The organism is Mesorhizobium sp. B2-5-4 (genome assembly GCF_006441095.1).
GTDB classification, from domain to species: Bacteria; Pseudomonadota; Alphaproteobacteria; order Rhizobiales; family Rhizobiaceae; genus Mesorhizobium; species Mesorhizobium salmacidum.
In genome coordinates this window covers 47,699-72,443 of sequence record NZ_VFUR01000026.1, presented here as the reverse complement: position 1 = coordinate 72,443, position 24,745 = coordinate 47,699, and the positions used below count along the sequence as shown (strand labels likewise).

The 24,745-nt window shown below is 63.6% G+C and carries 24 protein-coding genes and 1 riboswitch; of the genes, 14 read left to right on the top strand and 10 right to left on the bottom strand.

Features of this window, described 5'->3' with window-relative positions:
• Window positions 1-109 precede the first annotated feature (109 nt).
• Together FJ492_RS25400 and FJ492_RS25395 are read right to left on the bottom strand one after the other, a co-directional pair.
• The gene (locus FJ492_RS25400) at window positions 110-580 is read right to left on the bottom strand and encodes an isoprenylcysteine carboxylmethyltransferase family protein (protein WP_027146508.1); all 471 of its coding nucleotides are present in this window, start codon (window positions 578-580) and stop codon (window positions 110-112) included.
• Complete coding sequence (locus tag FJ492_RS25395; protein ID WP_140772834.1) at window positions 577-1,569, bottom strand: DUF1624 domain-containing protein; 993 nt, start codon at window positions 1,567-1,569, stop codon at window positions 577-579. Before FJ492_RS25395 ends, FJ492_RS25400 begins: the two co-directional genes overlap by 4 nt.
• Window positions 1,570-1,803: 234 nt before the next feature.
• Here FJ492_RS25395 and FJ492_RS25390 point away from each other — a divergent pair, with 234 nt between their 5' ends.
• On the top strand, window positions 1,804-3,003 hold the full coding sequence (locus FJ492_RS25390) for an MFS transporter (protein ID WP_140751889.1): 1,200 nt from the start codon (window positions 1,804-1,806) through the stop codon (window positions 3,001-3,003).
• Between the two features lie 4 nt (window positions 3,004-3,007).
• Here FJ492_RS25390 and FJ492_RS25385 read toward each other — a convergent pair whose 3' ends face one another.
• Window positions 3,008-4,177: an aromatic ring-hydroxylating dioxygenase subunit alpha gene (locus FJ492_RS25385; protein WP_140772832.1), complete on the bottom strand. Its 1,170-nt coding sequence runs from the start codon at window positions 4,175-4,177 to the stop codon at window positions 3,008-3,010.
• Between the two features lie 142 nt (window positions 4,178-4,319).
• A riboswitch (cobalamin riboswitch) is annotated at window positions 4,320-4,518 on the top strand.
• A gap of 35 nt (window positions 4,519-4,553) precedes the next feature.
• On the opposite strand from FJ492_RS25385, the gene FJ492_RS25380 reads away from it, so the two are divergent.
• From FJ492_RS25380 to cobO, 4 genes are read left to right on the top strand one after another with little or no spacing between them, the layout of a single operon-like run.
• A complete protein-coding gene (locus FJ492_RS25380; RefSeq protein ID WP_140502595.1) occupies window positions 4,554-4,733 on the top strand; it encodes a CbtB domain-containing protein in 180 nt (59 codons plus the stop codon).
• A 15-nt stretch (window positions 4,734-4,748) separates the two neighbouring features.
• Complete coding sequence (locus FJ492_RS25375; RefSeq protein ID WP_140772830.1) at window positions 4,749-5,552, top strand: CbtA family protein; 804 nt, start codon at window positions 4,749-4,751, stop codon at window positions 5,550-5,552.
• The gene (cobU, locus tag FJ492_RS25370) at window positions 5,545-6,060 is read left to right on the top strand and encodes a bifunctional adenosylcobinamide kinase/adenosylcobinamide-phosphate guanylyltransferase (RefSeq protein WP_140772828.1); all 516 of its coding nucleotides are present in this window, start codon (window positions 5,545-5,547) and stop codon (window positions 6,058-6,060) included. Before FJ492_RS25375 ends, cobU begins: the two co-directional genes overlap by 8 nt.
• Before the next feature lies 1 nt (window position 6,061).
• The gene (gene cobO / locus FJ492_RS25365) at window positions 6,062-6,676 is read left to right on the top strand and encodes a cob(I)yrinic acid a,c-diamide adenosyltransferase (RefSeq protein WP_140502599.1); all 615 of its coding nucleotides are present in this window, start codon (window positions 6,062-6,064) and stop codon (window positions 6,674-6,676) included.
• On the opposite strand, the gene cbiB is transcribed toward cobO, so the two are convergent.
• Window positions 6,673-7,647 (bottom strand): adenosylcobinamide-phosphate synthase CbiB, encoded by a 975-nt coding sequence (gene cbiB / locus FJ492_RS25360; protein ID WP_140502600.1) that lies wholly within the window; start codon window positions 7,645-7,647, stop codon window positions 6,673-6,675. The genes cobO and cbiB overlap by 4 nt on opposite strands.
• Between cbiB and cobD the strand changes: the two genes are divergently transcribed.
• The gene (gene cobD / locus FJ492_RS25355; RefSeq protein WP_140772826.1) at window positions 7,646-8,692 is read left to right on the top strand and encodes a threonine-phosphate decarboxylase CobD; all 1,047 of its coding nucleotides are present in this window, start codon (window positions 7,646-7,648) and stop codon (window positions 8,690-8,692) included. The genes cbiB and cobD overlap by 2 nt on opposite strands.
• The gene (locus FJ492_RS25350; RefSeq protein WP_140718059.1) at window positions 8,689-9,198 is read left to right on the top strand and encodes a tyrosine phosphatase family protein; all 510 of its coding nucleotides are present in this window, start codon (window positions 8,689-8,691) and stop codon (window positions 9,196-9,198) included. Before cobD ends, FJ492_RS25350 begins: the two co-directional genes overlap by 4 nt.
• A 4-nt stretch (window positions 9,199-9,202) precedes the next feature.
• On the opposite strand, the gene FJ492_RS25345 is transcribed toward FJ492_RS25350, so the two are convergent.
• Together FJ492_RS25345 and FJ492_RS25340 are read right to left on the bottom strand one after the other, a co-directional pair.
• The gene (locus FJ492_RS25345) at window positions 9,203-10,006 is read right to left on the bottom strand and encodes a creatininase family protein (protein ID WP_140772824.1); all 804 of its coding nucleotides are present in this window, start codon (window positions 10,004-10,006) and stop codon (window positions 9,203-9,205) included.
• Window positions 10,007-10,062: 56 nt separating this feature from the next.
• Window positions 10,063-10,446 carry a RidA family protein gene (locus FJ492_RS25340; protein ID WP_140772822.1) on the bottom strand — a complete coding sequence of 128 codons (384 nt, stop codon included), beginning with the start codon at window positions 10,444-10,446 and terminating at the stop codon, window positions 10,063-10,065.
• A gap of 268 nt (window positions 10,447-10,714) precedes the next feature.
• On the opposite strand from FJ492_RS25340, the gene FJ492_RS25335 reads away from it, so the two are divergent.
• From FJ492_RS25335 to FJ492_RS25300, 7 genes are all read left to right on the top strand, one after another.
• The gene (locus FJ492_RS25335; RefSeq protein WP_140718065.1) at window positions 10,715-11,719 is read left to right on the top strand and encodes an ABC transporter substrate-binding protein; all 1,005 of its coding nucleotides are present in this window, start codon (window positions 10,715-10,717) and stop codon (window positions 11,717-11,719) included.
• Window positions 11,720-11,730: 11 nt separating this feature from the next.
• Window positions 11,731-12,555 (top strand): ABC transporter ATP-binding protein, encoded by an 825-nt coding sequence (locus FJ492_RS25330; protein ID WP_140772820.1) that lies wholly within the window; start codon window positions 11,731-11,733, stop codon window positions 12,553-12,555.
• Window positions 12,542-13,390 (top strand): ABC transporter permease, encoded by an 849-nt coding sequence (locus tag FJ492_RS25325; RefSeq protein ID WP_140772818.1) that lies wholly within the window; start codon window positions 12,542-12,544, stop codon window positions 13,388-13,390. Before FJ492_RS25330 ends, FJ492_RS25325 begins: the two co-directional genes overlap by 14 nt.
• Before the next feature lie 4 nt (window positions 13,391-13,394).
• A complete protein-coding gene (locus FJ492_RS25320) occupies window positions 13,395-14,699 on the top strand; it encodes a cytosine deaminase (RefSeq protein WP_140772816.1) in 1,305 nt (434 codons plus the stop codon).
• On the top strand, window positions 14,699-16,102 hold the full coding sequence (locus FJ492_RS25315; protein ID WP_140772844.1) for an FAD-binding oxidoreductase: 1,404 nt from the start codon (window positions 14,699-14,701) through the stop codon (window positions 16,100-16,102). Before FJ492_RS25320 ends, FJ492_RS25315 begins: the two co-directional genes overlap by 1 nt.
• A 208-nt stretch (window positions 16,103-16,310) precedes the next feature.
• Window positions 16,311-16,892, top strand: a complete 582-nt coding sequence (locus FJ492_RS25305) for an NAD(P)H-dependent oxidoreductase (protein ID WP_140772814.1) — start codon at window positions 16,311-16,313, stop codon at window positions 16,890-16,892.
• Window positions 16,892-17,479 carry an NAD(P)H-dependent oxidoreductase gene (locus FJ492_RS25300; protein ID WP_140772812.1) on the top strand — a complete coding sequence of 196 codons (588 nt, stop codon included), beginning with the start codon at window positions 16,892-16,894 and terminating at the stop codon, window positions 17,477-17,479. Before FJ492_RS25305 ends, FJ492_RS25300 begins: the two co-directional genes overlap by 1 nt.
• A gap of 210 nt (window positions 17,480-17,689) precedes the next feature.
• On the opposite strand, the gene FJ492_RS25295 is transcribed toward FJ492_RS25300, so the two are convergent.
• From FJ492_RS25295 to FJ492_RS25280, 4 genes are read right to left on the bottom strand one after another with little or no spacing between them, the layout of a single operon-like run.
• Window positions 17,690-20,140, bottom strand: a complete 2,451-nt coding sequence (locus FJ492_RS25295) for an FAD-dependent oxidoreductase (protein WP_140772810.1) — start codon at window positions 20,138-20,140, stop codon at window positions 17,690-17,692.
• Window positions 20,137-21,318: a pyridoxal phosphate-dependent aminotransferase gene (locus FJ492_RS25290; protein ID WP_140772808.1), complete on the bottom strand. Its 1,182-nt coding sequence runs from the start codon at window positions 21,316-21,318 to the stop codon at window positions 20,137-20,139. Before FJ492_RS25290 ends, FJ492_RS25295 begins: the two co-directional genes overlap by 4 nt.
• The gene (locus tag FJ492_RS25285; RefSeq protein ID WP_140772806.1) at window positions 21,311-22,216 is read right to left on the bottom strand and encodes a homocysteine S-methyltransferase family protein; all 906 of its coding nucleotides are present in this window, start codon (window positions 22,214-22,216) and stop codon (window positions 21,311-21,313) included. The genes FJ492_RS25290 and FJ492_RS25285 overlap by 8 nt, the downstream gene beginning before the upstream one ends.
• The gene (locus FJ492_RS25280) at window positions 22,213-24,666 is read right to left on the bottom strand and encodes an FAD-dependent oxidoreductase (protein WP_140772840.1); all 2,454 of its coding nucleotides are present in this window, start codon (window positions 24,664-24,666) and stop codon (window positions 22,213-22,215) included. The genes FJ492_RS25285 and FJ492_RS25280 overlap by 4 nt, the downstream gene beginning before the upstream one ends.
• Between the last annotated feature and the right edge of the window lie 79 nt (window positions 24,667-24,745).

Genomic DNA, 24,745 nt, shown 5'->3' with positions numbered 1-24,745 from the left:
CAAGGCGGCCCGATCGCCTTTCAAAAAACGCCCATGCATCACGTGCGCCAAATATCGGCTCCCGTGCAAAGGCCTCCACAAGGGGGAGATTGGCAACTTTAACGCTGGCTCAAATCCAGCGCCGCACCCGCTTGGCATAGTCGCGGTATTTCTTGCCGAATTTCGCCGCCAATATCTTTTCCTCGCCCTCGATCGCGACCTTCTGGGTGACGAAGGCGGCGACGAAGGCAAGCAGGAAAAACCAGGCGATGCCCGAGACGAAGGCAACGCCGATCAACAGCAGCGTATTGGCCAGGTACATCGGGTTGCGGGTGATGCCAAAGGGGCCGGTCGTGACGAGATGATCGGGCACGGCGTTGGGATTGAGCGTTGTCCTGGCCCGCATCATGGTGCGGATCGCGGTGAACCAGAGTACGGCGACGGCGAACAACGCCACCCAACCAGCGGCGAACAGAATGTCGCCCAGGAGGTCTCCGATCCAGGGCAAGGGATAGAGCATGCCGAGGATGATGCTGATGGCGATCGCGGCAGCGTAGATCACCGGCGGCCACGGTATCATCCCAGGCTTCGGCTCGGTCATTGTGTCCCTCCCTCGGTCATCTTGTCGTCCGTCTTGGCGGTGCAGGTTGCGGCAAGATCGGACAGATGCGCCCTGAAGTCCGCAGTCTGGTCGTTGTTGAAGAGCCGATCAAGAGATCCTTCGCTTTGCAGCGTATCAAGCATGCAGCCGCAATAGCTCGAACAGAAGGTTGCGTTGCGCATCTGCTCGCACGAGCGCTGGCAGGTTTTCAGGACCTGCGGGGGCTCGACTTGCGCCGGCATCAGTTGCGAGAACAGCCAGACGCAACCGATCAGCAGCGGCTGGTGGATCAGGTAGAAGGCCAGGCTGTGGCGGCCGATGAAGACCAGTGGATTGGCCCAGCGGCCCGGCACGAGGCTCGCCAGGCGTGCCCGTATGCCGGAAGCGGAAGCGAGTTTCGCCACTCCGAGGCCGAGAAGCACCGGGCCGAACCAGGGGAACAGCGGCACGTAGTCGTTGGAGCGCGGATTGACGGCGGAAAGGCCGATCCACCACAGCCAAGGGTGATCGAGTGCCTCGAAGCGCAGGTAGACGGGCGCCGCGATGACCAGCGCGGCGGCGACAAGCGTCAGCAGCGCCGGCAGGCGCAGGAAGGCGAGGCCAAGCAGGCTGGCGAGCCCGATCTCATGCAGGATGCCGAAAAAAATGAATCCGTCAGGCGTGGCGATGCGGGTGACGACCGAGATGGCGACCGCCGCACCGGCGACCATGGCGAACCGTTTCCAGAAGGAGTTCCAGCGGATCTGTCGGCCATGGGCGAGATAGAGGCTGACGCCGACAAGGAACAGGAAGGTCGAGGCGATGCAGCGGGCGTAGATCTTCCACCAGCCGAAGGCGGTGAGACCGGGGTCGGTGTAACCGAAGAATTCCAGGTCCCAGGTGAAATGGTAGCTTGCCATCGCGATCAGCGCGATGCCGCGCAAAATATCGATGGCAACGATGCGCTTCGATGGCTGCGGAACGGGTGCGGTCGGCGTGTGGATGCTCATGGTCTCGCGATCTGATTCAGCCCTCCAAGACGACTATCACGGTTGCACTGGATAGAAGAAGACCGGTCGCCTTGGCCTGACCGCGCGGCGGAGCCCGCGCCAGCCGCCGAATTGGGCCAGCGCGGGAAAGCCTTTGACCGGCTTCGCTTTTTGCCGGGTGTGCGTCGGTTTCCTCTTAACAGGCCTGAAATGTCCACGGCAGATTTGACGCCGCGATTCTGCTTTGGGGAAGCAATGTCCACGCATGTGCGCCATCCGATCTGGCTTCCGGCCCTCAAGGCCGCGGATGCGCGCACCTTCGCCTCGCTCTACGCGGTCGAGTCCTTCGCCCGCGCCATGGTGTCGAGCGTCATCCCGATCCAGGCCTACGAGATACTCCACAACGAGCAGATCGTCTCGATCCTCTACACCGTCGTATCCATGCTCGGCCTGTCGGTGACCTTGTTCATGCCGATGCTGATCCGCCGCTTCGCGCGGCGCTGGGTCTACACGGCAGGCGCCTGCCTGCTCGCCATCGGCTCGCTGTTCTTCGTCACCCACACGCTCGCTGGACAACTCGCCGGCATGCTGTGCCGCGTCATGGGCGCCAGTGCGCTGTCGATCACACTCAACCTCTACATCATGGACCACATCCGCAAGACCGACTTCATGCAGGCCGAATCGCTGCGCATGGCGTGGTCGATGGTTGCCTGGACGGGCGGGCCGACGCTTGGCATTTTCCTTTATGCGCATTTCGGCATCTATGCCGCGCATGGCGCGGTGGCGGTTTTCGCCATGGCTTTGCTGGCGCTGTTCTGGACCTACCGGCTGGGCGACAACCCGTCGATCCGCCCGGGCAAGACGCGGCCGGCAAATCCGCTCGCCAACATCGGCCGCTTCGTGGCGCAGCCAAGGCTCAGGCTCGCCTGGCTGATCGCCTTCGGCCGGTCGTGCTTCTGGACGACGTTCTTCGTCTATGGACCGCTGTTCATGGTGATCACCGGCGAGGGTGAACTGGCGGGCGGCCTGCTGGTCTCGGCCGGCAATGCGCTGCTGTTCATGGCGATCTTCTGGGGCAAGGCAGGAAAACGCTTTGGCGGCCGACGCACCATGACGTTTGCCTATTTCGCCATGTCGGCGTCGCTGCTGGCGGCGGGCACGGTCGGAGCGGCAGAGCCGTTGCTGACCGGCGCCTTCCTGTTGTGCGGCGCCTTCTTCACCATCGCGCTCGACGCGCTGGGCTCGACCGCCTTCATGCGCTCGGTGCGCTCCTATGAACGCGCGCAGATGGCGGCGGTCTACCGCACCTATCTCGACTTTTCCGAATTGACGCCGCCGCTGGTCTATTCGGTGGTGCTGGCCTTCTTCGGATTGGGATCGGTGTTCGTCACGCTCGGCCTACTGGCGGCGTTTTGTGGCCTCATGACCTGGCGCTACCTGCCTAAATCCCTCTAAAAAATCAGAGCGAAAGCTCAGCATGGCGCTCGCGCACCCAATTGTGGAAGCGGTGCAGCTCATATTCCTCGGGCATCAGCACGCCGGCTGTATGACGCATCGAGCGCAGGCCCTTCTGGTTGACCTCGCAGATCGCGGCATCCTCCTCCAGCACCTGTGTGCCGAAGGCGACGATGTTGTCGATATCGGTGGCGGCGAGCGCCTCGGGCGAGAACAGCCATTCGGCGGTCAATTCGGTCTGTTCGGGACCGAGCGGCACCAGCCGCACGGTCCTGACATAGTCGACATGGCCGACGATGAACATCGAGGGCAGGCTGGTGGCGTAGGTCTGGCCGGCGGTGCGTTCCGCCTGCGTCAAGCCGGGGAAAACCGGCCCATGCGTCTGCCCATCACGCGACCATGTTTCAGCCCCGGCGCACAGGCCGCCGGAGAATTCCGGCGCATCATTGTCTGCATGGCGCGTCCATTCGGGATCGTCATGCCGGCTCATCAGGCCGCGGCCATAGATCGGCACCAGCCGCGACAGGTCCTTGTGGACGCCCGGGCAGTGCAGGCACTCGTTGAAGTTTTCCCAGAAAATCTTCCAGTTGCAGTTCATCACCTTGCGCAGCACATGGCCTGACACCAGCGTGTCCAGCGGCCAGTTGCCGAGGTCGCCGGAGGCCGGGTCGAAGGATGACTGCACTGAGCCGGCGGCATCTTCAGCAAGATTGACGAAGACGAAGCCCCGCCGCACCGAGAGTACAACGCGGTAAAGCGGGTGGTCGGCCTCGTCGAAGCCGTCAGGCAGCGATTTCGACGGTACACGCACCAGATCGCCACGCAGCGAATAGGACCAGGCATGGTACGGGCAGGTGATCAGCCGCGCCTTCAGGCGTCCTTCGCTTTCCTGGCAAAGCTGCGAACCGCGATGCCGGCACGTGTTGTGGAAGGCATGCAACTCGCCGGCGTCGTCGCGCAGCACAAGGATTTCCTGCGTACCGACGCGGAAGGTGCGGAATGCCAAAGGCTGGGCAAGGTCGGTCTCGCGGCAGACGAGCAGCCAATTTCTGTACCAGATGGCATCGAGATCACGCTGATAGTTCTCCTGGTCCCAATAGGCCGATGACGGCAGCGTCGGCTCGGTTCGGGTCAGGCCGTTATAGGGCTCGCGCTCGCTGGCATTGGGCTGCATGGCTGGCTTCCTGTGAGGGTTGCGAGCCGACACCCGACTAGAAAATTTGTCAATCAGGACGGGATGGAGCGGCTTCGCCGATACGACGCTCCTGCGCTGGCGACTGTCGGAATTTGGTTTGCCGCGCGCGGCAAATTTCCCTATAGTCACCAACGTCGTCGGTTCCTTTTTGGAGCCAAGAGGGAATGCGGTGCGGACAGGAATTCCTGTCCAATGCCGTGGCTGCCCCCGCAACTGTGTGCGGTAGTCCTCTCCATATGCCACTGAGGGTTTTCCTCGGGAAGGTGGGGAAGGGCGCTTATCCGCGAGCCAGGAGACCTGCCGGCGACAGGAAACTGACTTCGATGCCCTCGGGTGGAGGGCGAAAGGACAAGACATGACTACCGCTTCCGTCTCCCTCGGCGCCTCCGTCTCCTCGCAGTCGCGCTTCATGCAGCTCGCGCTCGCGGCGCTGCTCGGCATGTTCGTCGTCGGCTTTGTCGGTTTCTCGCATATCGATGCGGTCCACAATGCCGCCCACGACTATCGCCACTCGATGGCGTTTCCCTGCCACTAACGAGGATCTGACATCATGAATCTGTTTCGCAACGTCGTGTTCGTCGCGGCGATCGCGGGGCTCGTGGCGGGTGTCGTTCTCGCCTGCATGCAGGCCTATGCGACAGTGCCGCTGATCCTCAAGGCGGAAGTCTACGAACAGGCCGGCGGCGGCCATCACCATGACCACGCGGCTGCACCGGCGGCGAGCAACGATGCGGTGAGCACGGTCGCGCCCGCTGGGAATGCGATGAGTTCTGCCGCGCCAGCACCCGCCGAAGTCACGGCACCGGCGGAGAAAGACGAAGGCTGGGCGCCGGCCGACGGTGTCGAGCGTTTTGCCTTCAGCGTGGTTGCCAATATCGTCACCGGCATCGGCTTCGCGCTGGTCCTGGTCGCGATTTCCGAGTTTGCCGGCGGCGTCGGCAATTGGCGCCAGGGCGTATTCTGGGGGCTGGCCGGCTTTGCCGTGTTCACGCTGGCACCAGGCCTCGGCCTGCAGCCGGAACTGCCGGCGATGCCGGCGGCCGATCTGCTTGCGCGCCAGATCTGGTGGACGGCAACGGCCGCGGCGACCGCTATCGGCCTTGGCCTGATCGTGTTTCGCAGATCGCTACCATTGACCATCTTCGCCGTCTTGCTGATCGTCGTCCCGCATATCGTCGGCGCGCCGCAGCCCGACAGTTTCGAGACGCCTATCCCGGAAGGCCTGCACCATCAGTTCGTGGTGGCGGTGACGGTGACCAATCTGGTGTTCTGGCTGGTGCTCGGCGCGGTCGTGGGCGTGGTGCGCAGGCGCTTCACCGGCACGGCGACCAGCTTGCGCGACAGCTTTGCCTGATCGCGGCAAGCTGACTTTCATCATCGGTGGCGCGCGCTCCGGAAAGAGCGCGCACGCCGAAACCCTGGTGACGGCATTCCCCCCGCCATGGACGTATGTCGCCACGGCGCAAACCTATGACGATGAGATGCGCGAGCGCATCGCGGTGCACCGCTCGCGGCGCGGTGAGGGCTGGTCGACCATCGATGCGTCACTCGACCTTGCCGAAGCGCTGGAGGCCTTGCCGGATGATCGGCCGGTGCTTGTCGACTGCCTGACGCTATGGCTGACCAATCACATGCTGGCCGATTACGACGTCGAGGCGGAGTGCCGACGGCTGGCCGACGTGCTGTCGCGGCCGCGCGGACCGTGGTTCGTGGTGTCGAACGAGGTCGGGCAAGGCATCGTGCCCGACAATGCGCTGGCGCGGCGTTTTCGCGACGACGCCGGCCGGCTCAACCAGCGGGTCGCCGCGGTTGCCGACACGGTGCTGCTGATGGTGGCGGGGCTACCGCTCAAGGTGAAGTGAAATGACCGATATCGACGACAAGGATGAAGAGCGCCATCGCGCCAAGATGGCCAAGCGCAAGGCGGTGCAGGACGCCGAGGTTGCGAGCAAGACGGTCGAGAAGGGGTTGCTGATCGTCAACACCGGTCCCGGCAAGGGCAAGACCACGGCCGCCTTCGGGCTGGCGCTGCGGATGCTCGGCCACGGCAAGCGCGTCGGCGTCGTGCAATTCATCAAGGGCAAATGGCACACCGGCGAGAAGGATGCGTTTGCCGCCTTCGGCGACCGCGTGGTCTGGCATGCTATGGGCGAGGGTTTCACTTGGGAGACGCAGGACCTGAAGCGCGATATCGCCGCCGCCGAAGCCGCCTGGGCCAAGGCGCTGGAATTGATCGACGATCCCTCGATCAGCCTTGTCGTGCTCGACGAGCTCAACATTGCGTTGCGCTACGACTATCTCGATCTCGACAAGGTGGTTGCGGCGCTGAAGGGCCGGCGCGAGGGTCTGCATGTCGTCATCACCGGCCGCAACGCCAAGCCAGCGCTGGTCGAGGCTGCCGATCTGGTCACCGAGATGGGCGTCACCAAGCATCATTTCTCGGCGGGCGTGAAAGCTCAGCAGGGCATCGAGTTTTAAAAAACCAGAACAGCGATCACCGCGACTAGGCCGAACAAGCCAATCAGCAGGAAATCAGCGACACGGTAGAGTTGCAGCGCGCGCCTTATATCGCCGCTGTCGACATCGCTGCGGCCGCCTTCGCCCATGAAGATGTCGTCGACCATGACACCGCCATAGCTGCGTGGTCCGGCAAGCGCGAGCCCAAGCGCGCCGGCCATGGCCGCTTCGGGCCAGCCGGCATTGGGCGAGCGGTGTTTTTTCGCGTCGCGCCGTACCGCTTGCCAGCCGCAGTGGGGGTCGGCGCCCTCGACCAAGAAGGAAGCGAGCACGATCAGCAGCGCCGTCAGCCGCGATGCCGGCAGGTTGATCCAATCGTCGAAGCGCGCCGCCGCCCAGCCGAACGCCTCGTGGCGCGGGGTGTGGTGGCCGATCATCGAATCGGCGGTGTTGGCCGCCTTGTAGGCGGCGCCGCCGGCCAGCCCGCCAACGCCGGTCCAGAAGGCGGGGGCGACGATGCCATCGGAAAAATTCTCCGCCAGGCTTTCGATCGCCGCACGGCAGACGCCTGCCCGGTCCAGCGTTTCGGGATCGCGGCCGACGATCCGCGAGACGGCGGCGCGGCCCATGTCGAGGCCTCCACTGTCGAGCGCGTCGGCGACGGCTTCGACATGTTCATGCAGGCTCTTCTGCGACAGAAGCGATGTTGCCAGAAGGACGGCAATGATCCATCCCAAGGGGACGAACCAGAGCAGAACGAGCTGCACGCAAAGACCTGTCAGCGCCGGCACCAGCACGATGACCAAAAGCGCCTGGACACCACGTTGACGACGCAGTGCGTCGGGATCAGTGGCGCGGTTGAGCCTCAAGTCGAGAAAGGATATCAGCCTGCCGAACCACGTCACCGGATGGCCGATGGCGCGAAACAGCCAGTCGGGATAACCAAGGGCGAATTCGACAACCAATGACAGGAAAGCGATCAGGACAGACATGAAGCTTCTTGAAGGAGCGGTGGACCATGGTGGAAGTCTTGGCCGGGCAAGGGCGCTTTTCCCCAATGCCGTGCTGCCTTTCGTCGACCTCTCGACCGGTATCAATCCGCACTCCTACCCGCTTTTCGACCTGCCCGCCACCTCCCTGTGGCGGTTGCCGGAGGCCGCGCGTGGGCGCGAACTGATAGAGATCGCGGCCAACACCTATGGCGCGCCTTCCGCGGGAAACGTGGTGGCGGCGCCCGGGACCCAAATCCTGCTGCCGCGCGTGGCCTCGCTGGTGAGGCCCGGCAAGGCGATGGTGCTGGGGCCGACCTATGCCGAACACGCCCGGGCGGCGGCGATTGCCGGGCATGAGGTGGTCGAGGTCAGCGATTTCGCGGCGCTGGCGGACGCTGACCTCGCCATCATCGTCAATCCGAACAATCCGGATGGGCGCATCATCGAGCGCGACCGGCTGCTGATGCTGGCTGACGGACTTCGCGCCAAGGGCGGGCTGCTGGTCGTCGACGAGGCGTTCATGGATGTCGGTCCACGCGAACACAGCCTCGCCGCCGACGTCGTCCAGGCCGGCATTGTCGTGCTGCGTTCCTTTGGCAAGTTCTTTGGTCTGGCCGGCCTGCGGCTTGGGTTCGCGCTTGCCGATGCGACGACGGCTGAACGGTTGCACATGCAGTTCGGGCCGTGGGCCGTCGCCGGACCGGCGCTGGAATACGGCATCCGCGCGCTCGCCGATCTCGGCTGGCAAGATGCGATGCGGGCGTCGCTGGCGGACGAGGTGGTGCGGGTTGATGCGCTGTTTGGCCGGTTCGGCGTTCGCGTCGCGGGCGGCACCGTATTGTTCCGCTATCTCAGCTTGCCCGATGCCGGCGGCCTGCTTTCCGCGCTTGGCGAGAGTGGCGTACTGCTCCGGCATTTCTCCGACCGGCCGCATGCCCTGCGCGCCGGCCTGCCGGCAAACGAGGAGGAATGGCGCAGGCTTGAATCCGCCCTTGCCGAATGGGCGTCGCGGCGTGAGGATCGGTCGAAAGGTTCGAAACAATGATCCATGTCTGCTCGCTGGCGAAGATCGAGGAAACCGTTGCCAGGACCGGCGCCGACCGCATGCTGTCGCTGCTTGCCGCCGGAACGGACGTAATTCGCCCAGCCTCGATCCCCCGGGAAAACCATCTGCATCTGGTCATGCACGACATCGCCGTGGCGCAGGAGGGGATGACCATGCCGGGCGAGGAGCATGTGCGCGACCTGCTCGATTTCGCGCGCCGCTGGGACCGCGCAAAGCCGATGATCGTGCACTGCTATGCCGGCATCAGCCGCTCGACCGCCTCGGCCTATATTATCGCCGCGGCTTTGGCGCCGAAACGCGACGAGGTGGAACTGGCGCAGACGCTGCGCGCGCTGTCGCCTTCGGCGACGCCCAATCCACGGCTGATCGCTGTGGCCGACACGCTGCTCGAGCGCAATGGCCGCATGATCGAGGCGATCGAAGCGATCGGGCGCGGCGCCGACGCCTTCGAAGGCACGCCGTTCGCACTCAAGATCGATATTTAGGCGGCTACTTCAGCCACTCGGCGAGCTTGGCCTTGCGCACGTCCCGCACCAGGCTGATGAAGCCATCGGCCTGATATTCCGCCGTCAATCGGCCTTTCTCTGCCGTTGCAATGCTGGCGTCGCCGACCACGCCGTTTGCGTTGAGATCGCTAGCGATCCAGGCGAAGGCATGCGTGCCGGTCTGGCGCAGAAGCGCGAATTCCTTCTCCGCGTCGGCGACGTTGGAAACGAAACTGTCGGCCTTGCCGATGTCGACGAGGTCCGGCCGGAAATGCAGCATCAGCGAAGTCTCGACATCGCCGCCATGGATGCCGTGGCGGTCCTCAAGTTCGGTGTACATGCCGGCCGGACGGCCAAAGCGCTGCCAACTGGTCTTCACCGCCAGCATCTTTTCGCGCACGCGCAGTTCGCGCGTGACGATACCCATGATCTCTTCATTGCCGCCATGGGAATTGACGACGATGAGCTTGCGCACGCCGGCGCGCGCTATCGACAGGCCAAGCTCGGTCCACGCCTCGATCAGCGTCGTTGCCGGCAGGGTCAATGTGCCCGGCGCGTGCAGATGCTCGTTCGACTTGCCCACCCCCTGGACCGGCAGGATGCGGATGTCGAGATCGTCGGGCAGGCGTGAAATCACCGTGTCGAGCATGCCGTTCATGATCGACGAGTCGGTCGAGACGGGCAGATGCGGCCCATGCTGCTCGATCGCCGCGACCGGCAGCACCGCGATCGTCGCCTCGGGATCGATCGAGGCATACTCGGTTGTCCGGTAATCGCCCCACCAGACGCGTCTTTTTGCTACGGTCATGTCACGCCTCTTCAAATGATCAGGGCAGACCTAGCGCGGTGTGCCCGGCCTGTCGATCACCCGGCCGCGATCGCCTCGACCTCGACCTTGAATTCGGGCCGGGCAAAGCCGGAAACGATCATCAGCGTCGAGGCCGGCGCCGGGCTCGAAAACAGCCGGTCGCGGACCTCCATATAGGGCCGCAGATGCGCACGGTCGGTGACATAGGCGTTGATGCGCACGATGTCGCCAAGCCCCAGCCCGGCCTCGCTCAGGATCGCCGCGATGTTCCTGAAGCAGAGTTCGGCCTGCGCGCCGGCGTCGTCCGGTATCTGGTCGTCCGCCGTGATGGCAACCTGACCGGAGCACAGCACCAGCCGCTTGCCGGCCGCCACCTCGACGCCGTGGCTGTAACGGGCAAAGGGCGGCTTGATCGACTTCGGGGTGAGGAACGTGAACATGGCAATCTCCTGGATATCGCCAGCCTAAGGCCGGATGCATTGCACCATCAAGATGGCGGTGCATGTCGCCGGTGCGATTGTGGACAGGCGTTCAAAAAATAGGCACGATGCCCTTCGGTGCAGCACGACCTTTCCGGATTTCGCAGATGGCTGTGGTGCAGGCGGGCGGGTCCCGGCGCGCGACGCCGGTGGCATGTGTCTTGCTTCTCGAATCTTTGGTGTCAAGCACGGCGCACAGCGCGCCGGTGCAAATAAAGGGTGGTGGTCAATGTACGTGAAACAGAAGATTTCGGTCGCGGTGGTGGCTCTCCTTGCGGCCAGCACATTGGGCGCGGCGGCGAATGAAAAAGTGACTTTCGGCACCAACTGGCTCGCCGAGCCGGAACATGGCGGCTATTACCAGGCCGTGGCGGATGGCACCTATGCCGCCTGCGGCCTCGATGTCACCATCATGCAGGGCGGCCCGCAGGTCAGCGGCCGGCCGATGCTCCTTGCCGGCAAGATCGATTTCTACATGGGCGGCAATTTGCTGTCGGCCTTCGATGCCGTCCAGCAGGGCATTCCGATGCGTGTCGTGGCCGCCGATTTCCAGAAGGATCCGCAGGTCATCATGTCCCACCCCGGTGAGGGGCTCGACAAATGGGAAGACCTGAAGAACGCCGAGCAGTACATTCTGGGCGATGAAGGTGCGCAGACCTTCTTCCAGTGGATGGTCATCGAACTCGGTTTCGACGCTTCAAAGCGCGCGCCCTACACCTACAACACCGCTCCTTTCCTCGCCAACAAGAAGTCGATCCAGCAGGGCTACGTCACTTCGGAGCCGTTCGCGGTCAAGAAGGAAGGCGGCTTCGTGCCGAACCAGTTCCTGCTCGCCGACTATGGTTGGGATACCTATTCGACCACGATCGAGGTGATGCAGGACACGATCGACAAGAAGCCCGAGGTGGTCCAGTGCTTCGTCGATGGCTCGGCCAAGGGCTGGTACAAATACCTCTACGGCGACAACAAGGCCGCCAACGATCTGATCAAGAAAGACAATCCTGACATGAGCGACGAGCAGATCGCTTTCTCGATCGACCAGATGAAGAAGTTCGGCCTTGCCGATTCCGGTGACACCGAGAAGCTCGGCATCGGCGCCATGACCGATGCGCGGATCAAGAGTTTCTACGACAAGATGGTCAAGGCCAAGGTCACGCCTGCAGGCATCGACATCACGAAGGCCTACACGCTGGCCTTCGTCAACAAGGGCGTCGGGCTCGAGCTGAAGAAATAGGCCGGCCCGGCATGATGCGGGAAAAGGTGGCGCAAACGCCCGCCTCGGACATGGCTCCGATCTTGCTGGCGCTGCATGGCGTCGGCAAGGTCTTTTCCAATGGCGTGACGGCGCTCAGCGATGTCGACCTGACGATCCGGGAAGGCGATTTCCTGAGCCTGCTCGGACCATCGGGCTGCGGCAAGTCGACGGCGCTGCGGCTGATTGCCGGCCTGTCGACACCGACATCAGGTGTGCTCGACTGGCGTGGCGGCGGTTCGCTCGACCGCGCGAATATCGGCTTCGTCTTTCAGGAGCCGACGCTGCTGCCCTGGGCCAGCGTCTTCGACAATGTCTGGCTGCCGCTCAGGCTGAAAGGCATTTCCCGCGCCAAGGCAGCTCCAGCGATAACGGAGATGCTGGCGCGTGTGCACCTGACCGGTTTCGAAGACGCCGTGCCGCGCGAACTGTCGGGCGGCATGAAGATGCGCGTCTCGATCGCGCGCGCCATGGTGACCAAGCCGCGCGTGCTGTTGATGGACGAGCCGTTCGCGGCGCTCGACGAGATCACCCGCTTCAAGCTCAACAACGACCTGCTGGAACTGTGGCAAGACGAACGCTTCACCGTCGTCTTCGTCACCCACAGTGTGTTCGAAAGCGTGTTTCTGTCCAACCGCGTCGTCGTCATGGCGGCGCGGCCGGGCAGGGTGTTCGACGAACTCGCCATCGAGGCATCCTATCCGCGCGACGAGGCGTTTCGCACCTCGCCGGATTATGCGGCCCTTTGCCGGCAGGCCTCGGATGTGCTGGTCAATGCCATCAATTCAACTGCGGGCTCGCATCATGACGATCATTGACGGCACGTTGAAACTCGACCCCGAGGAGGCGCGGCGCGTGCGTCAGGAGCGGCTGGAGCGGATCGGCCGCTGGGTGCTGCCGCTGGCAATCATGATCCTGGCGATCTGGCTGTGGGACCGTATCTGCGTGTGGAACGCGATTCCGCAATACATCCTGCCGCGCCCCGGCGTGGTGCTGACAACGCTCTACAACGATGCCGGCCTGCTGTTTTCCGCACTGCTGGTCACCTTGCGCATCACCTTCCTCAGCCTGCTCCTCGCGGTTGTCGGCGGCGTCGGCCTGGCGGTCTTGTTCGCGCAGTCGAAGTGGGTGGAGATGTCGTTCTTCCCGTTCGCCATCGTGCTGCAGGTGACGCCGATCGTGGCGATCTTTCCGCTGATCAACATTTATGTCGACAATCAGACGACCAAGCTTCTGCTGTGCGCCTGGATCGTCGCCTTCTTCCCGATCCTGTCCAACACCACGCTTGGCCTGAACTCGGTCGACCGCAATCTGCGCGACCTGTTCAAGCTCAACGGCGCGACGCGGTGGCAGCAGCTGCGCTATCTCAGACTGCCGGCGGCGATGCCGTATTTCCTCGGCGGGCTGAAGATCGCTGGCGGCCTGTCGCTGATCGGCGCCGTGGTGGCCGAGTTCGTCGCCGGCGCCACCGGCCAGTCGTCGGGGCTCGCCTCGCGCATTATCGAGGCCGGCTACCGGCTGAATGCACCCAGGCTTTTCGCGGCGCTATTTTTGATTTCACTTACCGGCATCCTGATCTTCCTCGTACTGTCGCTGATTTCGCATCTCATTCTGCGGCGCTGGCACGAGAGCGCACTTAAGCAGGAGCGTTAGTGCCTTGATACCAACCTCCGGTCCCTATCACCTCGCCAATGTCCGGCTTCACGCGTCGCTGACGCCGGGCCTTGCCGCGGCTTTCGACAGAGATGGTTTTGCGCTGACCGATATCACCGTCGCGGGCGGCAAGATTTCCAGCATCGCCGCTGCGCATGCCGCATCGAAGGTATCGGCCGGCGCCGTCGACCTTGGCGGCCGTGTCGTGCTGCCATGTTTCGTCGACTGCCACACGCATATCGACAAGGGCCATATCTGGCCGCGAAAGCCCAATCCTGACGGTACATTCATGGGCGCTCTGAACGCTACGGGCGCCGACCGCACTGCCCGCTGGAGCGCCGAGGATGTGGCGCGCCGCATGGATTTCTCGCTGCGCTCGGCCTACGCGCATGGCACCCGGGCGCTCAGAACTCATATCGACAGCGTCGCGCCGCAGGAGGAAATCTCCTGGCCGGTGTTCGAGACGATGCGCGAGGCATGGCGTGGTCGCATCAAATTGCAGGGTGCCTGCCTGCTCGGCATCGAGGGCGTGCGCGACAAAAAATGGTTCGACAGGCTGGCGAAACGCGTGGCTGCCGCCAAGGGCGTGCTTGGCGTCGTCACCTATATGGTGCCAGACCTGGAAGAGCTGCTCGACCACGTTTTCGTGCAAGCGATCAAGCATGGGCTCGATCTCGATTTCCATGCCGACGAGACCGACGATGTCGCCGCAATCTCGCTGAAGAAGATCGCCGAGGCGGCACTGTGGAACGGCTTCGAGGGAAAAATCCTCGTCGGCCATTGCTGCTCGCTGGCGCGGCAGCCGGATCTCGAGGTGCTGGACACGCTGGACAAGGTGGCGAAGGCTGGGCTCGCAATCGTGTCGCTGCCGATGTGCAATCTCTATTTGCAAGATCGTCGCGCTGATCAAACCACACCGCGCTGGCGTGGCGTGACGCTGCTGCACGAGATGAAGGCGAGGGGCATTCCGGTGGCCGTCGCTTCAGACAACACGCGCGATCCCTTCTATGCCTATGGCGATCTCGACATGCTGGAGGTCTACCGCATGGCGACACGTATCCTGCATTTCGATCATCCGGTCGCCGACTGGCCGCAGGCGGTCACCGCGACGCCGGCCAAGGTGATGCGGCTCGATGGCTTCGGCACGCTTGCCGCCGGAGGCGATGCCGACTTTGTGCTGTTTAAAGGTCGGAGCTGGACGGAATTGCTGTCGCGGCCCGAATCGGATCGCATCGTCGTACGCGCCGGACGCGCGATCGACCGGCAATTGCCCGACTATGCCGAACTCGACGAGTTGATGGTGGAATGATGGATGTTTCGGCGCTGAAACGCGATCTCGATGGGATGAAGCTCGACGACAATCCGGCCATCGTCCAGCAGAAGAGCCGCGACTTCTACTGGTACAGCCCGGTTCTGAAACAGCAGCTCGACCATATCACCGGCGACCTGATCGTGACGCCGAAGACCGAAGCCGAGCTGATCCGCGTGCTTGCCGCCTGTCACCGCCATGGCGTGCCGGTGACGCCGCGCGGCAGCGGCACCGGCAATTACGGCCAGGCGATGCCCCTGTCGGGAGGCGTGGTGCTCAATCTTGCGGAGATGAACGAGATCAAGTCGATCGGCCCAGGCCGCGTGGTGACCGGACCCGGCGCGATCCTGGCCGACATCGACAAGGCGACACGGGCGCATTCCGGACAGGAATTGAGGCTGTCGCCCTCCACCTACAACACCGCTTCGATCGGCGGCTTCATCGCCGGCGGTTCTGGCGGCGTCGGCTCGATCAATTTCGGCGGATTGCGCGATTTCGGCAATGTGCTGCGCTTGCGCGTGGTGACGATGGAGGCCGAGCCGAGGGTGCTCGAACTGACAGGCGAAGACCTGCACAAGGTGACCCATGCCTATGGCACCAATGGCATCATATCAGAGGTCGAGATGCCGCTGACGGCAGCCTATGAGTGGATCGACGTCATCGTCGGCTTCGACGCTTTCATGGATGCGGCCCGCTATGGCAATGCGCTGGCCTGCCAGGATGGCATCCTGACCAAGCTGATCACGCCGATCGCAGCACCCGTTCCGCAGCTCTATTTCAAACGCCACCAGAAATTTTTCAGGGAAGGCCAAAGCATCTGCGTCGTCATGGTGGCGCAGCATGGGCTGGACGCCTTCCTTGCCTTTACGCGCCGCGCTGGGGGCGAAGTGATCTTCAACGCCGCCCTTGCCGCGCCGGACGAGAAAAAGGGCTTGCCGCCGGCCTATGAGTTGGCCTGGAACCACACCACGCTCAGGGCGCTGCGCGTGGACCCCGCGATTACCTATCTGCAGTCGCTCTATCCCTTTCCCAACCAGCTGGCGCTGGTCGAGAAAATGGATGCGATGTTTCCCGGCGAGGTGTTCTCGCATCTCGAATTCGTGCGGCTGGACGGCAACATCACCTGCTTTGGCCTGCCACTGGTCAACTTCACCACCGAGGCGCGGCTCAACGAGATCATCCGCCTGCACGAGGACAATGGCTGCCCGATCTTCAACCCGCACCGCTACACGCTGGAAGAGGGCGGCATGAAGCAGACGGACGGGGTGCAACTCGCCTTCAAGCGTGAGACCGACCCGCAAGGCTTGCTCAACCCTGGCAAGATGATCGCCTGGGAAAACCCGGACTATGATTATCGTTCGGGCCGGACTTTTCTGTTCAAGGGGCTGCAAAAGGCAGGCTGATAACGATGAAGCGTTGGCGCCAAGCCACCCCCCTCTGGCCTGCCGGCCATCTCCCCCTCAAGGGAAATTGGATGTCGCTTGGGCTTTCGCCAATTGCCAACGCCGCAACGGATTGGGGACGTCGAAACTGCCAATCTCCCCCCTGGAGGGGGAGATGCCCGGCAGGGCAGAGGGGGGCGCCTCGCGCTGACCTGCGGGATGTCCTCCCATGAACATCCTCGTCCTCTACGCCCATCCGGTCGAGACCAGCTTCAATGCCGGTCTGCACCGGATGATCGTCGAGCGGCTGACGGCGGCGGGCCATACAGTCGATGACTGCGACCTCTATGCCGAGGACTTCGACCCGCGGCTGACGCGGGCCGAGCGGCTCGGCTATCACGACCGGCGTGGACCAGGCGATGCGGTTACCGGCTACATTCAGAGGCTACAGGCAGCCGAGGCTCTGGTGCTGTCGTTTCCGGTGTGGAACTACGGCTATCCGGCGATCCTGAAAGGGTTTTTCGACCGCGTCTTCCTGCCCGGCGTGTCGTTCAAGCTTGTCGATGGCAAAGTGCAGCCGACGCTACACAACATCCGCAAGCTGACGGCTGTCACTACCTATGGCGGCAGCCGATTCCGCGCCATGCTGATGGGTGACCCGCCGCGCAAGGTTGTGAAGCGCATGCTGCGCGCCACGATCAAGCCCGGCGCTCCGGTCTCCTATCTTGCCCACTATTCGATGAACCTGTCGACCGACGGGACGCGGAAGTCCTTCACGGCGAAGGTCGCGGCCAGCATGGATGCATTTTGATGCGTGCGCTTGTGGTCTATTGCCATCCGGTGCCGGAGAGTTTTTGCGCTGCGGTCCGCGATACCGCCGTGGAAGTGCTGACGCGGCGAGGCTGGGACGTGCGGCTGCTCGACCTTTATGCGGAAAAGTTCGATCCGGTGATGAGCTGCGAGGAGCGGCGTTCCTACAACGATCAGGCGCCGCGGGATCCGGCGCTGAAACCGCATTTCGAACTGCTCAACTGGGCCGAGGCGATCCTGTTCGTCTATCCGACCTGGTGGTACGGGCTGCCGGCGATGTTGAAGGGCTGGCTCGACCGCGTGTGGGCGACCGACATCGCTTTCCAGCTGCCGGCTGGCAAGGGAGGGATCAAGTCGCTGATGACGCATGTGACCAAGGTCGGCGTCATCACCACCTGCGGTGCGCCGACCTGGTGGAGCGTCGTCGTCGGCCAACCCGGACGCAAGACCTTGCTGCGTGGCATGCGGGCGCTATGCGCCAGACGCTGCAAGACGTTCTTCCTGGCGCATTATTTGATGGACGCGTCGACGCCGGCGACGAGGGCGGCGTTTCTGGTGAAGGTGCGGGCGAAGCTGGAGCGGTTTTAAGCGCGGGACTTGCCTTCTCTCCTTGTGGTTAGAAGGTGGCCTCGCGAAGCGAGGTCGGATGAGGGGTGTTCCAGAGAACACCGACGTCTCACTCCGCTGGAACACCCCTCAACCGTCTCGGCGCTACGCGCCGATCCACCGCCCTGGGCGAGTCACGGGCCTCGCCCGCCCTTCGGGCCCCACAAGGGGAGAAGGAAGAGGAAGAGGGCGCTACATCTTCGTTCGTTCCGCCTTCGGATCATACATAGGCTTCAGCGATGCCTCCGCCGCAAACCGCTCGCCGGCGATTTCGATTTCGTAGGTCGAGGCCAGCACATCTGCCTCGCTCTCGCCCTGGCAAGGCACATAGCCCAGCCCGATCGCCCCGCCGAGATGGTGACCATAGTTGCCGGAGGTGATCGGACCGACGATCTTGCCGTCGCGCAGGATCGCCTCGTTATGGAAGAGCAGGGGCTGCGTATCCTTCAGGCGGAACTGGACCAGACGGCGGTCCAGTCCGGCTTCCCTCTTCTTCAGCACGGCATCTCGGCCGATGAAATCGCCCTTGGCCGTCTTCACCGCGAAGCCGAGGCCCGCCTCCAGCACGTTATCTTCATCGGTGATGTCATGGCCGAAATGGCGGAAAGCTTTTTCGATGCGGCAGGAATCCAGCGTGTGCAACCCGCACAGCTTCAGCCCGACATCCGCGCCGGCATCGTCGATCGCCTCGAAGACATGGGCGGCCTGGTCGCTCGAGACATAAAGCTCCCAGCCGAGTTCGCCGACATAGGTGACGCGATGCGCCCGGGCGAGGCCCATGCCGATTTCGATCTCCTGGAAGGTGCCGAACGGATTGTTCTCGTTGGAGAAGTCGTTGGGGCTGACCTTCTGGATCAGTTTTCGCGCATCCGGGCCCATCAGGCAAAGCACGCTTTCGGCGGCGGTAACATCGGTGATGACCACGAACTGCTCGCCGGCATGCCGGCGCAGCCAGGCGAGGTCGCGCTGCAGCGTGGCGCCCGGTACGACGAGGAAATAGGCAGTCTCCGAAAGCCGCGACACGGTGAGGTCGCTCTCGATCCCGCCGCGCTGGTTGAGCATCTGGGTATAGACGATCTTGCCCGGCGCCACGTCCATGTCGTTGGCGCAGAGCCTTTGCAGGAAGGCGCAGGCATCGCTGCCCTCGACGCGGATCTTGCCGAACGAGGTCATGTCGAACAGGCCGACCTTATTGCGGACGGCTAGATGTTCCTCGCGCTGGTTGTCGAACCAGTTCTGCCGCTTCCAGGAATAGCGATATTCGCGTTCCTGTCCTTCGCGCGCGAACCAGTTGGCGCGCTCCCAGCCGGCGACTTCGCCGAACACGGCGCCACGCGCCTTCAGATGCTCATGCAGGGGCGAGCGGCGCACACCACGCGATGTCGCCATCTGGCGGTAGGGGAAATGGTCGGCATAGAGCAGGCCGAGCGTTTCGGTAACGCGCTCCTTGAGATAGCGGCGGTTCTTCTGAAACGGCTGGGTGCGGCGGATGTCGACTTCCCAGAGGTCGAATGGCGCTTCGCCATCGTTGATCCACTGCGCCAGCGCCATGCCGGCGCCGCCGGACGAGACGATGCCGATCGAATTGTAGCCGGTCGCCATCCAGTAGCCGCGCAGCTCCGGCGCCTCGCCGAGATAGTAGCGGTCGTCGGGAGTGAAGCTTTCAGGGCCGTTGAAGAAAGTGTGGATGCCGGCGGTGGCCAGCATCGGCATGCGGTTGACGCCCATTTCGAGGATCGGCTCGAAATGGTCCATATCCTCGGGCAACTGATCGAAGCAGAAATCCTCGCGAATGCCCTCCATGCCCCATGGCTTTGCCGCCGGTTCGAAGGCGCCGAGCATCATCTTGCCGGCGTCTTCCTTGTAGTAGGCGCACTCGTCCGGCACGCGCAGCACCGGCAGCCGGCCGAGGCTGGGGATCGGCTCGGTGACGAGATAAAAGTGCTCGCAGGCGTGCAGCGGGATGTTCACGCCGTTCCGGGCGCCGAGGTCGCGCGCCCACATGCCCGCGCAGTTGACGACGATGTCGGTTTCGATCGTGCCCTGGTCTTCGCCTTGCGCCCAGGACACGCCGGAGACGCGGCCATTTTTCGTATGGACCTTTGTGACCTTCACATTCTCGGCGATGGTGGCGCCGCGCTGACGCGCACCCTTGGCCAATGCCATGGCGATGTTGGCGGGGTCGCACTGGCCGTCGAGCGGCAGATGCACGGCGCCGACCACGTCGGAGACGTTGAGATGCGGGTACATCTCTTTGACTTCGTTGGGAGAAATCTCACGCACGTCGACATCGAAGGCGCGGGCGAGCGACGCCTGCCTGTAGATCTCGTGCTTGCGCTCTTCGGTCAGCGCCACGGTGATCGAGCCGACCTGGCGCATGCCGGTGCCGACCTCGGTCTCGGCTTCCAGCTTGATGTAGAGGTCGGCCGAATATTTCGCCAGCCGGGTCATGTTCTGCGAGCCGCGCAACTGTCCGATCAGCCCGGCGGCATGCCATGTCGTGCCCGAGGTCAGCTGCTTGCGCTCTAAAAGCACGATGTCGGTCCAGCCGAGCTTGGCCAGATGGTAGGCGACCGAACAGCCGGAGACGCCGCCGCCGATGATGACGGCTCGCGCTTTGGTGGGAAGGATCCTGGCGGTCATGCGGCCTCGCGGCGGTAGCTGGAAACGAAACGGCGCAGCCGCGTGGCTGCTTCCTGCAATACGGGCTCGGGCTGGCACAGGCTGATTCTGATATGGCCGGCTGCGGCTTCGCCGAAACTCGAGCCCGGCATGACGCCGACCTTCTCCTTGTCGAGGAAGGCGAAGGCGAATTTCTCGTCGTCGGGTTCGACATCGGATATGTCGAGCATGACATACATGCCGCCTTCGGAACCGCGCACGGTGACATCGTTCATTCCGTGTACCGCATCGAGCAGGACGGTGCGGCGTGCGGCGTAGCGTTCGGCGATGTCCTTGACGCCATAGTTCTGCTCCAGCGCCTCGGTGCAAGCGATCGAGATGAAGGCGGGCAAGCCGTAGGTCGTCACCAGGTTGAGGTTGATCAGCAATGTGATCATTTTCTCAGGACCGGTCAGCCAGCCCATGCGCCAGCCGGTCATGCCGTGGCTCTTGGACATGGAATTGATGACCAGCGTGCGCTCGGCCATGCCTGGCAGCGAGCGCGGCGAGATGTGCTCGCCGCCGCCCAGCGTCCAGTAGACCTCGTCGGACAGCAGCCACAGGTCATGCTCGCGGCAAACCTCGGCCAATTGTTCCAGCCGCTCGCGCGAATAGACCGCACCGGTCGGGTTGTTCGGCGTGTTGATCAATATGGCGCGCGTGTTGGGCTTGAGTGCCGCGCGGATCATGTCCGCGCGGGGTTGGAAACCATCCTCGGCCGGTGTCTCGACAACGGTGAAACTGGCACCCGCCGCACTGAAGGTGTTGGGATAGGTGGCATAATAAGGGGCGACGACGATGGCGTGGTCGCCCGGGTCGAGAACAGCCTGCACGGCCGCGTAAAGTGCGGCCTGGCCGCCTGGCGTGGCGATGACCTCTTCCGGCATCGTCTCGACGCCGGTGCAGGCGCTGGAGGCCGCCGCCATCGCCTTGCGCAGGCGTGGCAGGCCAGGCAGCGGCGTGTAGTGATGGTTGCTGCCACGGACCGCTACCACACAAGCTTCGATCGTTTCCGAAGGCGTGTCGAAATCATGGTCGCCGGCCGACAGCATGATGATGTCCTCGCCGGCTTCCTTGCGGTTCCAGGCGGCGAAATGAACCTCCCAGCCGTCCTTGCCCGATGGCACGATGCCGGTAATGCGCGATGATGGTCTAGGCATGTGAGACTCCCGAGATCGCGTAGCCGTTCCGTTGCAGCCGGTCGCGCAAGGCGGCGATATGGGCAGGACCGACCTCGCAGCAACCGCCGACGATGTCCGCACCCGCTTCCACCCAGCCGACAGCCTGTTCGGCATAAGCGTCCGGACCGAGGTCGTGGCGGGCATGCAGTACATCCACCGTGCCGCCATGCTTGAGCGCTTCGGTGGAGGTGAAGCCATTGGCATAGGCGCCGACTGGGCCGCCCAGCTTGATCAGTTCCGGCAAGGCCGCCGCGATCGCTTCCGGACGGCAGCAGTTGAGCAGCCGCGCCGCCACCGACAGATCGCCAAGCGCCTCCGCCGCCGACGCAATCGTCTCGCCACTGCGCAAGCGTGGCGTGCCGTGATCGGCCAGTGTCCATGACACCCAGACAGGCTTGCCGCTTTCCGATGCCGCGGTGACCGCGGCCCGCGCTTCCTCTGATGACGCCATGGTCTCGCACAGGAACAGGTCGACACCGTCCGCCTGCTCGGCGACGGTACGGCGGTAGATGTCGAGCGTGTCCTGGTAGGAGATGGTCAGCGCCGGCGCGTAGCTGCCGAAAAGCGGCGACAGGCAGCCGGCGATGGCCGCATCGCCCGCCTCGTCGCGCGCTTGCCTGGCCAGCTCGATGCCACGCTTCTGCAATGGCTTGAACAAGTCTTCCGCGCCTTCGCGCGCCAAGCGTTCGGGCGTCGCCGAATAGGTGTTTATGGTGATGACACGGGCACCGGCGCGGATGAATTCGGCATGCAGGCCGCGCACGAGGTCCGGTTCGTCCATAAGCACCCTGGCCGACCACAGCGGCGTCGGCTCGGACTTGCTGCGCCGCACCAGCTCCTGACCCATGCCGCCATCGGTGAGGATAGCGTTCTTCATGCCCGCAGCCTTTCGTTCCTGGGATCCCACAAGGGCTCGTCCTGCTGCACGACCGCCTTGAAGCGATCGCCGAAGATGTCGACCTCGACGGCGGTACCGGGTTCGGTCAGGTCGGCGCGCAGCATGCCGAGCGCGATCGACTTGTCGACGCGATGGCCCCAGCCCCCCGATGTCGTCTCGCCGACGATCTGGCCGTCATGCCAGAGCGTCGACATGTAAGGCGCGTCGCAATCGCCGGGACTTTCGACCACGAGCGTGACGAAGCGTTTCTTCACGCCTTGCTGTTTCTCGTTCTGGAGCGCCGACTTGCCACGGAAGTCGGGCTTTTCCCATTTGACGAAACGCTCCAGCCCGCCCTGCAGGATCGAGTAGTCCGTCGACAGGTCGCCCTTCCAGGTGCGGTAGCCCTTTTCCAGACGCAGCGAATCCAGCGCGTACATGCCGAACGGCTTCAACCCATGATTCTGCCCGGCGGCGCAGATCGCATCGAAGATCGCGGCGGTGTCGTCGACCCTGGTGTGGATCTCCCAGCCGAGCTCGCCGGCGAAGGAGACACGGACCAGCTTGGCCCAGCGGCCGGCAATCCTGGTCTCCTGATGGGTCAGCCATGGCAGGGTCAGGTCGGCATCACAGACATCGGCAAGGATTTTTCGCGAATTGGGACCGGCCAGGATCTGCGTGGAGAATTCCTCCGTCCGGTCGATCAGCTTGAGCGCCGCATCACCGGGCATGTGCGATTTCAGCCATTCGAAGTCATGCCACTGCGCCACCGACGCGGTGATCAGCGTCATGGATTCCTCGCCATGGCGTACCACCGACATTTCGGTGACGATGCGGCCCTTGTCGTCGGAGAAATAGACGAGGCCGATGCGGCCAGGCTTCGGCACCAGGCCGGTCACTTGCCGGCTCAACCACTCGGCGGCACCTGGGCCCTCGAGGTTGAAGCGCGAGAAGCCGGGCAGGTCGAGGATGCCCGCGGCGTCACGCACGGCCAGGCACTCTTCACGGACGCGATGCTGCCAGGGTCCGTCGCGGCGGAAGGTCAACGTGGCTTCCTCGGAGACGTCGTCGCCGTCCCGCGCGTACCAGATAGCGCGCTCCCAGCCATTATAGGCATCGAAGCGGGCGCCGAACGCCTTGATGCGATCGTGGATCGGCGACAGTTTTCTGTCACGTCCTTCCGGCCAGGCGTGACGCGGGAACTGGATGGCATATTCATTGCCATAGATTTCCATGCCCTTGGCCACGCAATAGTCCGGCGCGGAAGCAAAGGAAGTAAAGCGGCGCGGATCGCACGACCACATGTCCCATTCGGTCCGGCCTTGCGTCACCCATTCGGCCAGCACCTTGCCGGCGCCACCGCCCTGGGCGATGCCGAAAGTGAAGACGCAAGCCTCGAAGGCGTTGGGAACGCCCGGCATCGGACCGATCAGCGGATTGCCGTCCGGCGCATAAGGGATCGGGCCGTTGATGACCTTGGAGAGGCCGGCGGTGCCGAGGATCGGCACGCGGGCGACCGCATCGGCCAGGTAATGCTCCAGCCGGTCGAGATCGTCGGGGAAAAGCTGGAAGGAAAAATCCTCGGGCATGGGATCGTTGTGGGTGGCCCAATGCGCGCGGCAATTGCGCTCATAGGGGCCAAGATTCATGCCGGCCTTTTCCTGGCGCAAATAGTATGAGGTGTCGACGTCGCGCAGCAGCGGCAGCTTCTTGCCCTGTTCCTTCGACCAGGCGGCGAGTTCGGGGATTTCCTCGAACAGTATGTACTGGTGGCTCATCACCATCATCGGCACGTCGCGGCCGAACATCCTGCCGACTTCGGCGGCACGGTAGCCGGCTGCATTGACGATGATCTCGCAGCGGATCTCGCCTTGCGCTGTTACGACCACCCATTCGTCCTTCTCGCGTCGCACGCCGGTGACGGGGCAGAAGCGGATGATCCTGGCACCCATGTCGCGCGCGCCTTTAGCCAGCGCCTGCGTCAACTGTGCCGGGTCGATGTCGCCGTCGCTCGGATCGTAGAGCGCGCCCTTCAACTCGTGCGTTTCGAGGAAGGGGTAGCGGCGCTTGATCTCGTCGAGCCCGACCACGTCTATGTCCATGCCCTGGTGGCGGCCCATGCCCTTGGCGCGCTGGAATTCCTGCATGCGCTCGTTGGAGTGGGCGAGCCTCAGCGAGCCGGTGACATGGTAGTTCATGGGATAGTCGACCGCGTCGGCGAGCCCACGATAGAGCTCGGTCGAATAGCGCTGCATGTTCATCAGCGACCAGGAGGAGGAGAAGGTCGGCACATTGCCGGCAGCATGCCAGGTCGAGCCCGAGGTCAGCTCGTTCTTTTCCAGGAGCACGCAGTCGGTCCAGCCGGCCTTGGCCAGATGATAGAGCGAGGAGGTGCCGACAACGCCACCTCCGATGATCACCACGCGCGCCGAGCTCGGCAAACCCGCCATGTTCTTCTCCCAATCTTCAAGCGCGCCGCGCTTTATTTTTGTTTGATGCATGTCGTTATCCCAAAACCGCTCCACGGGT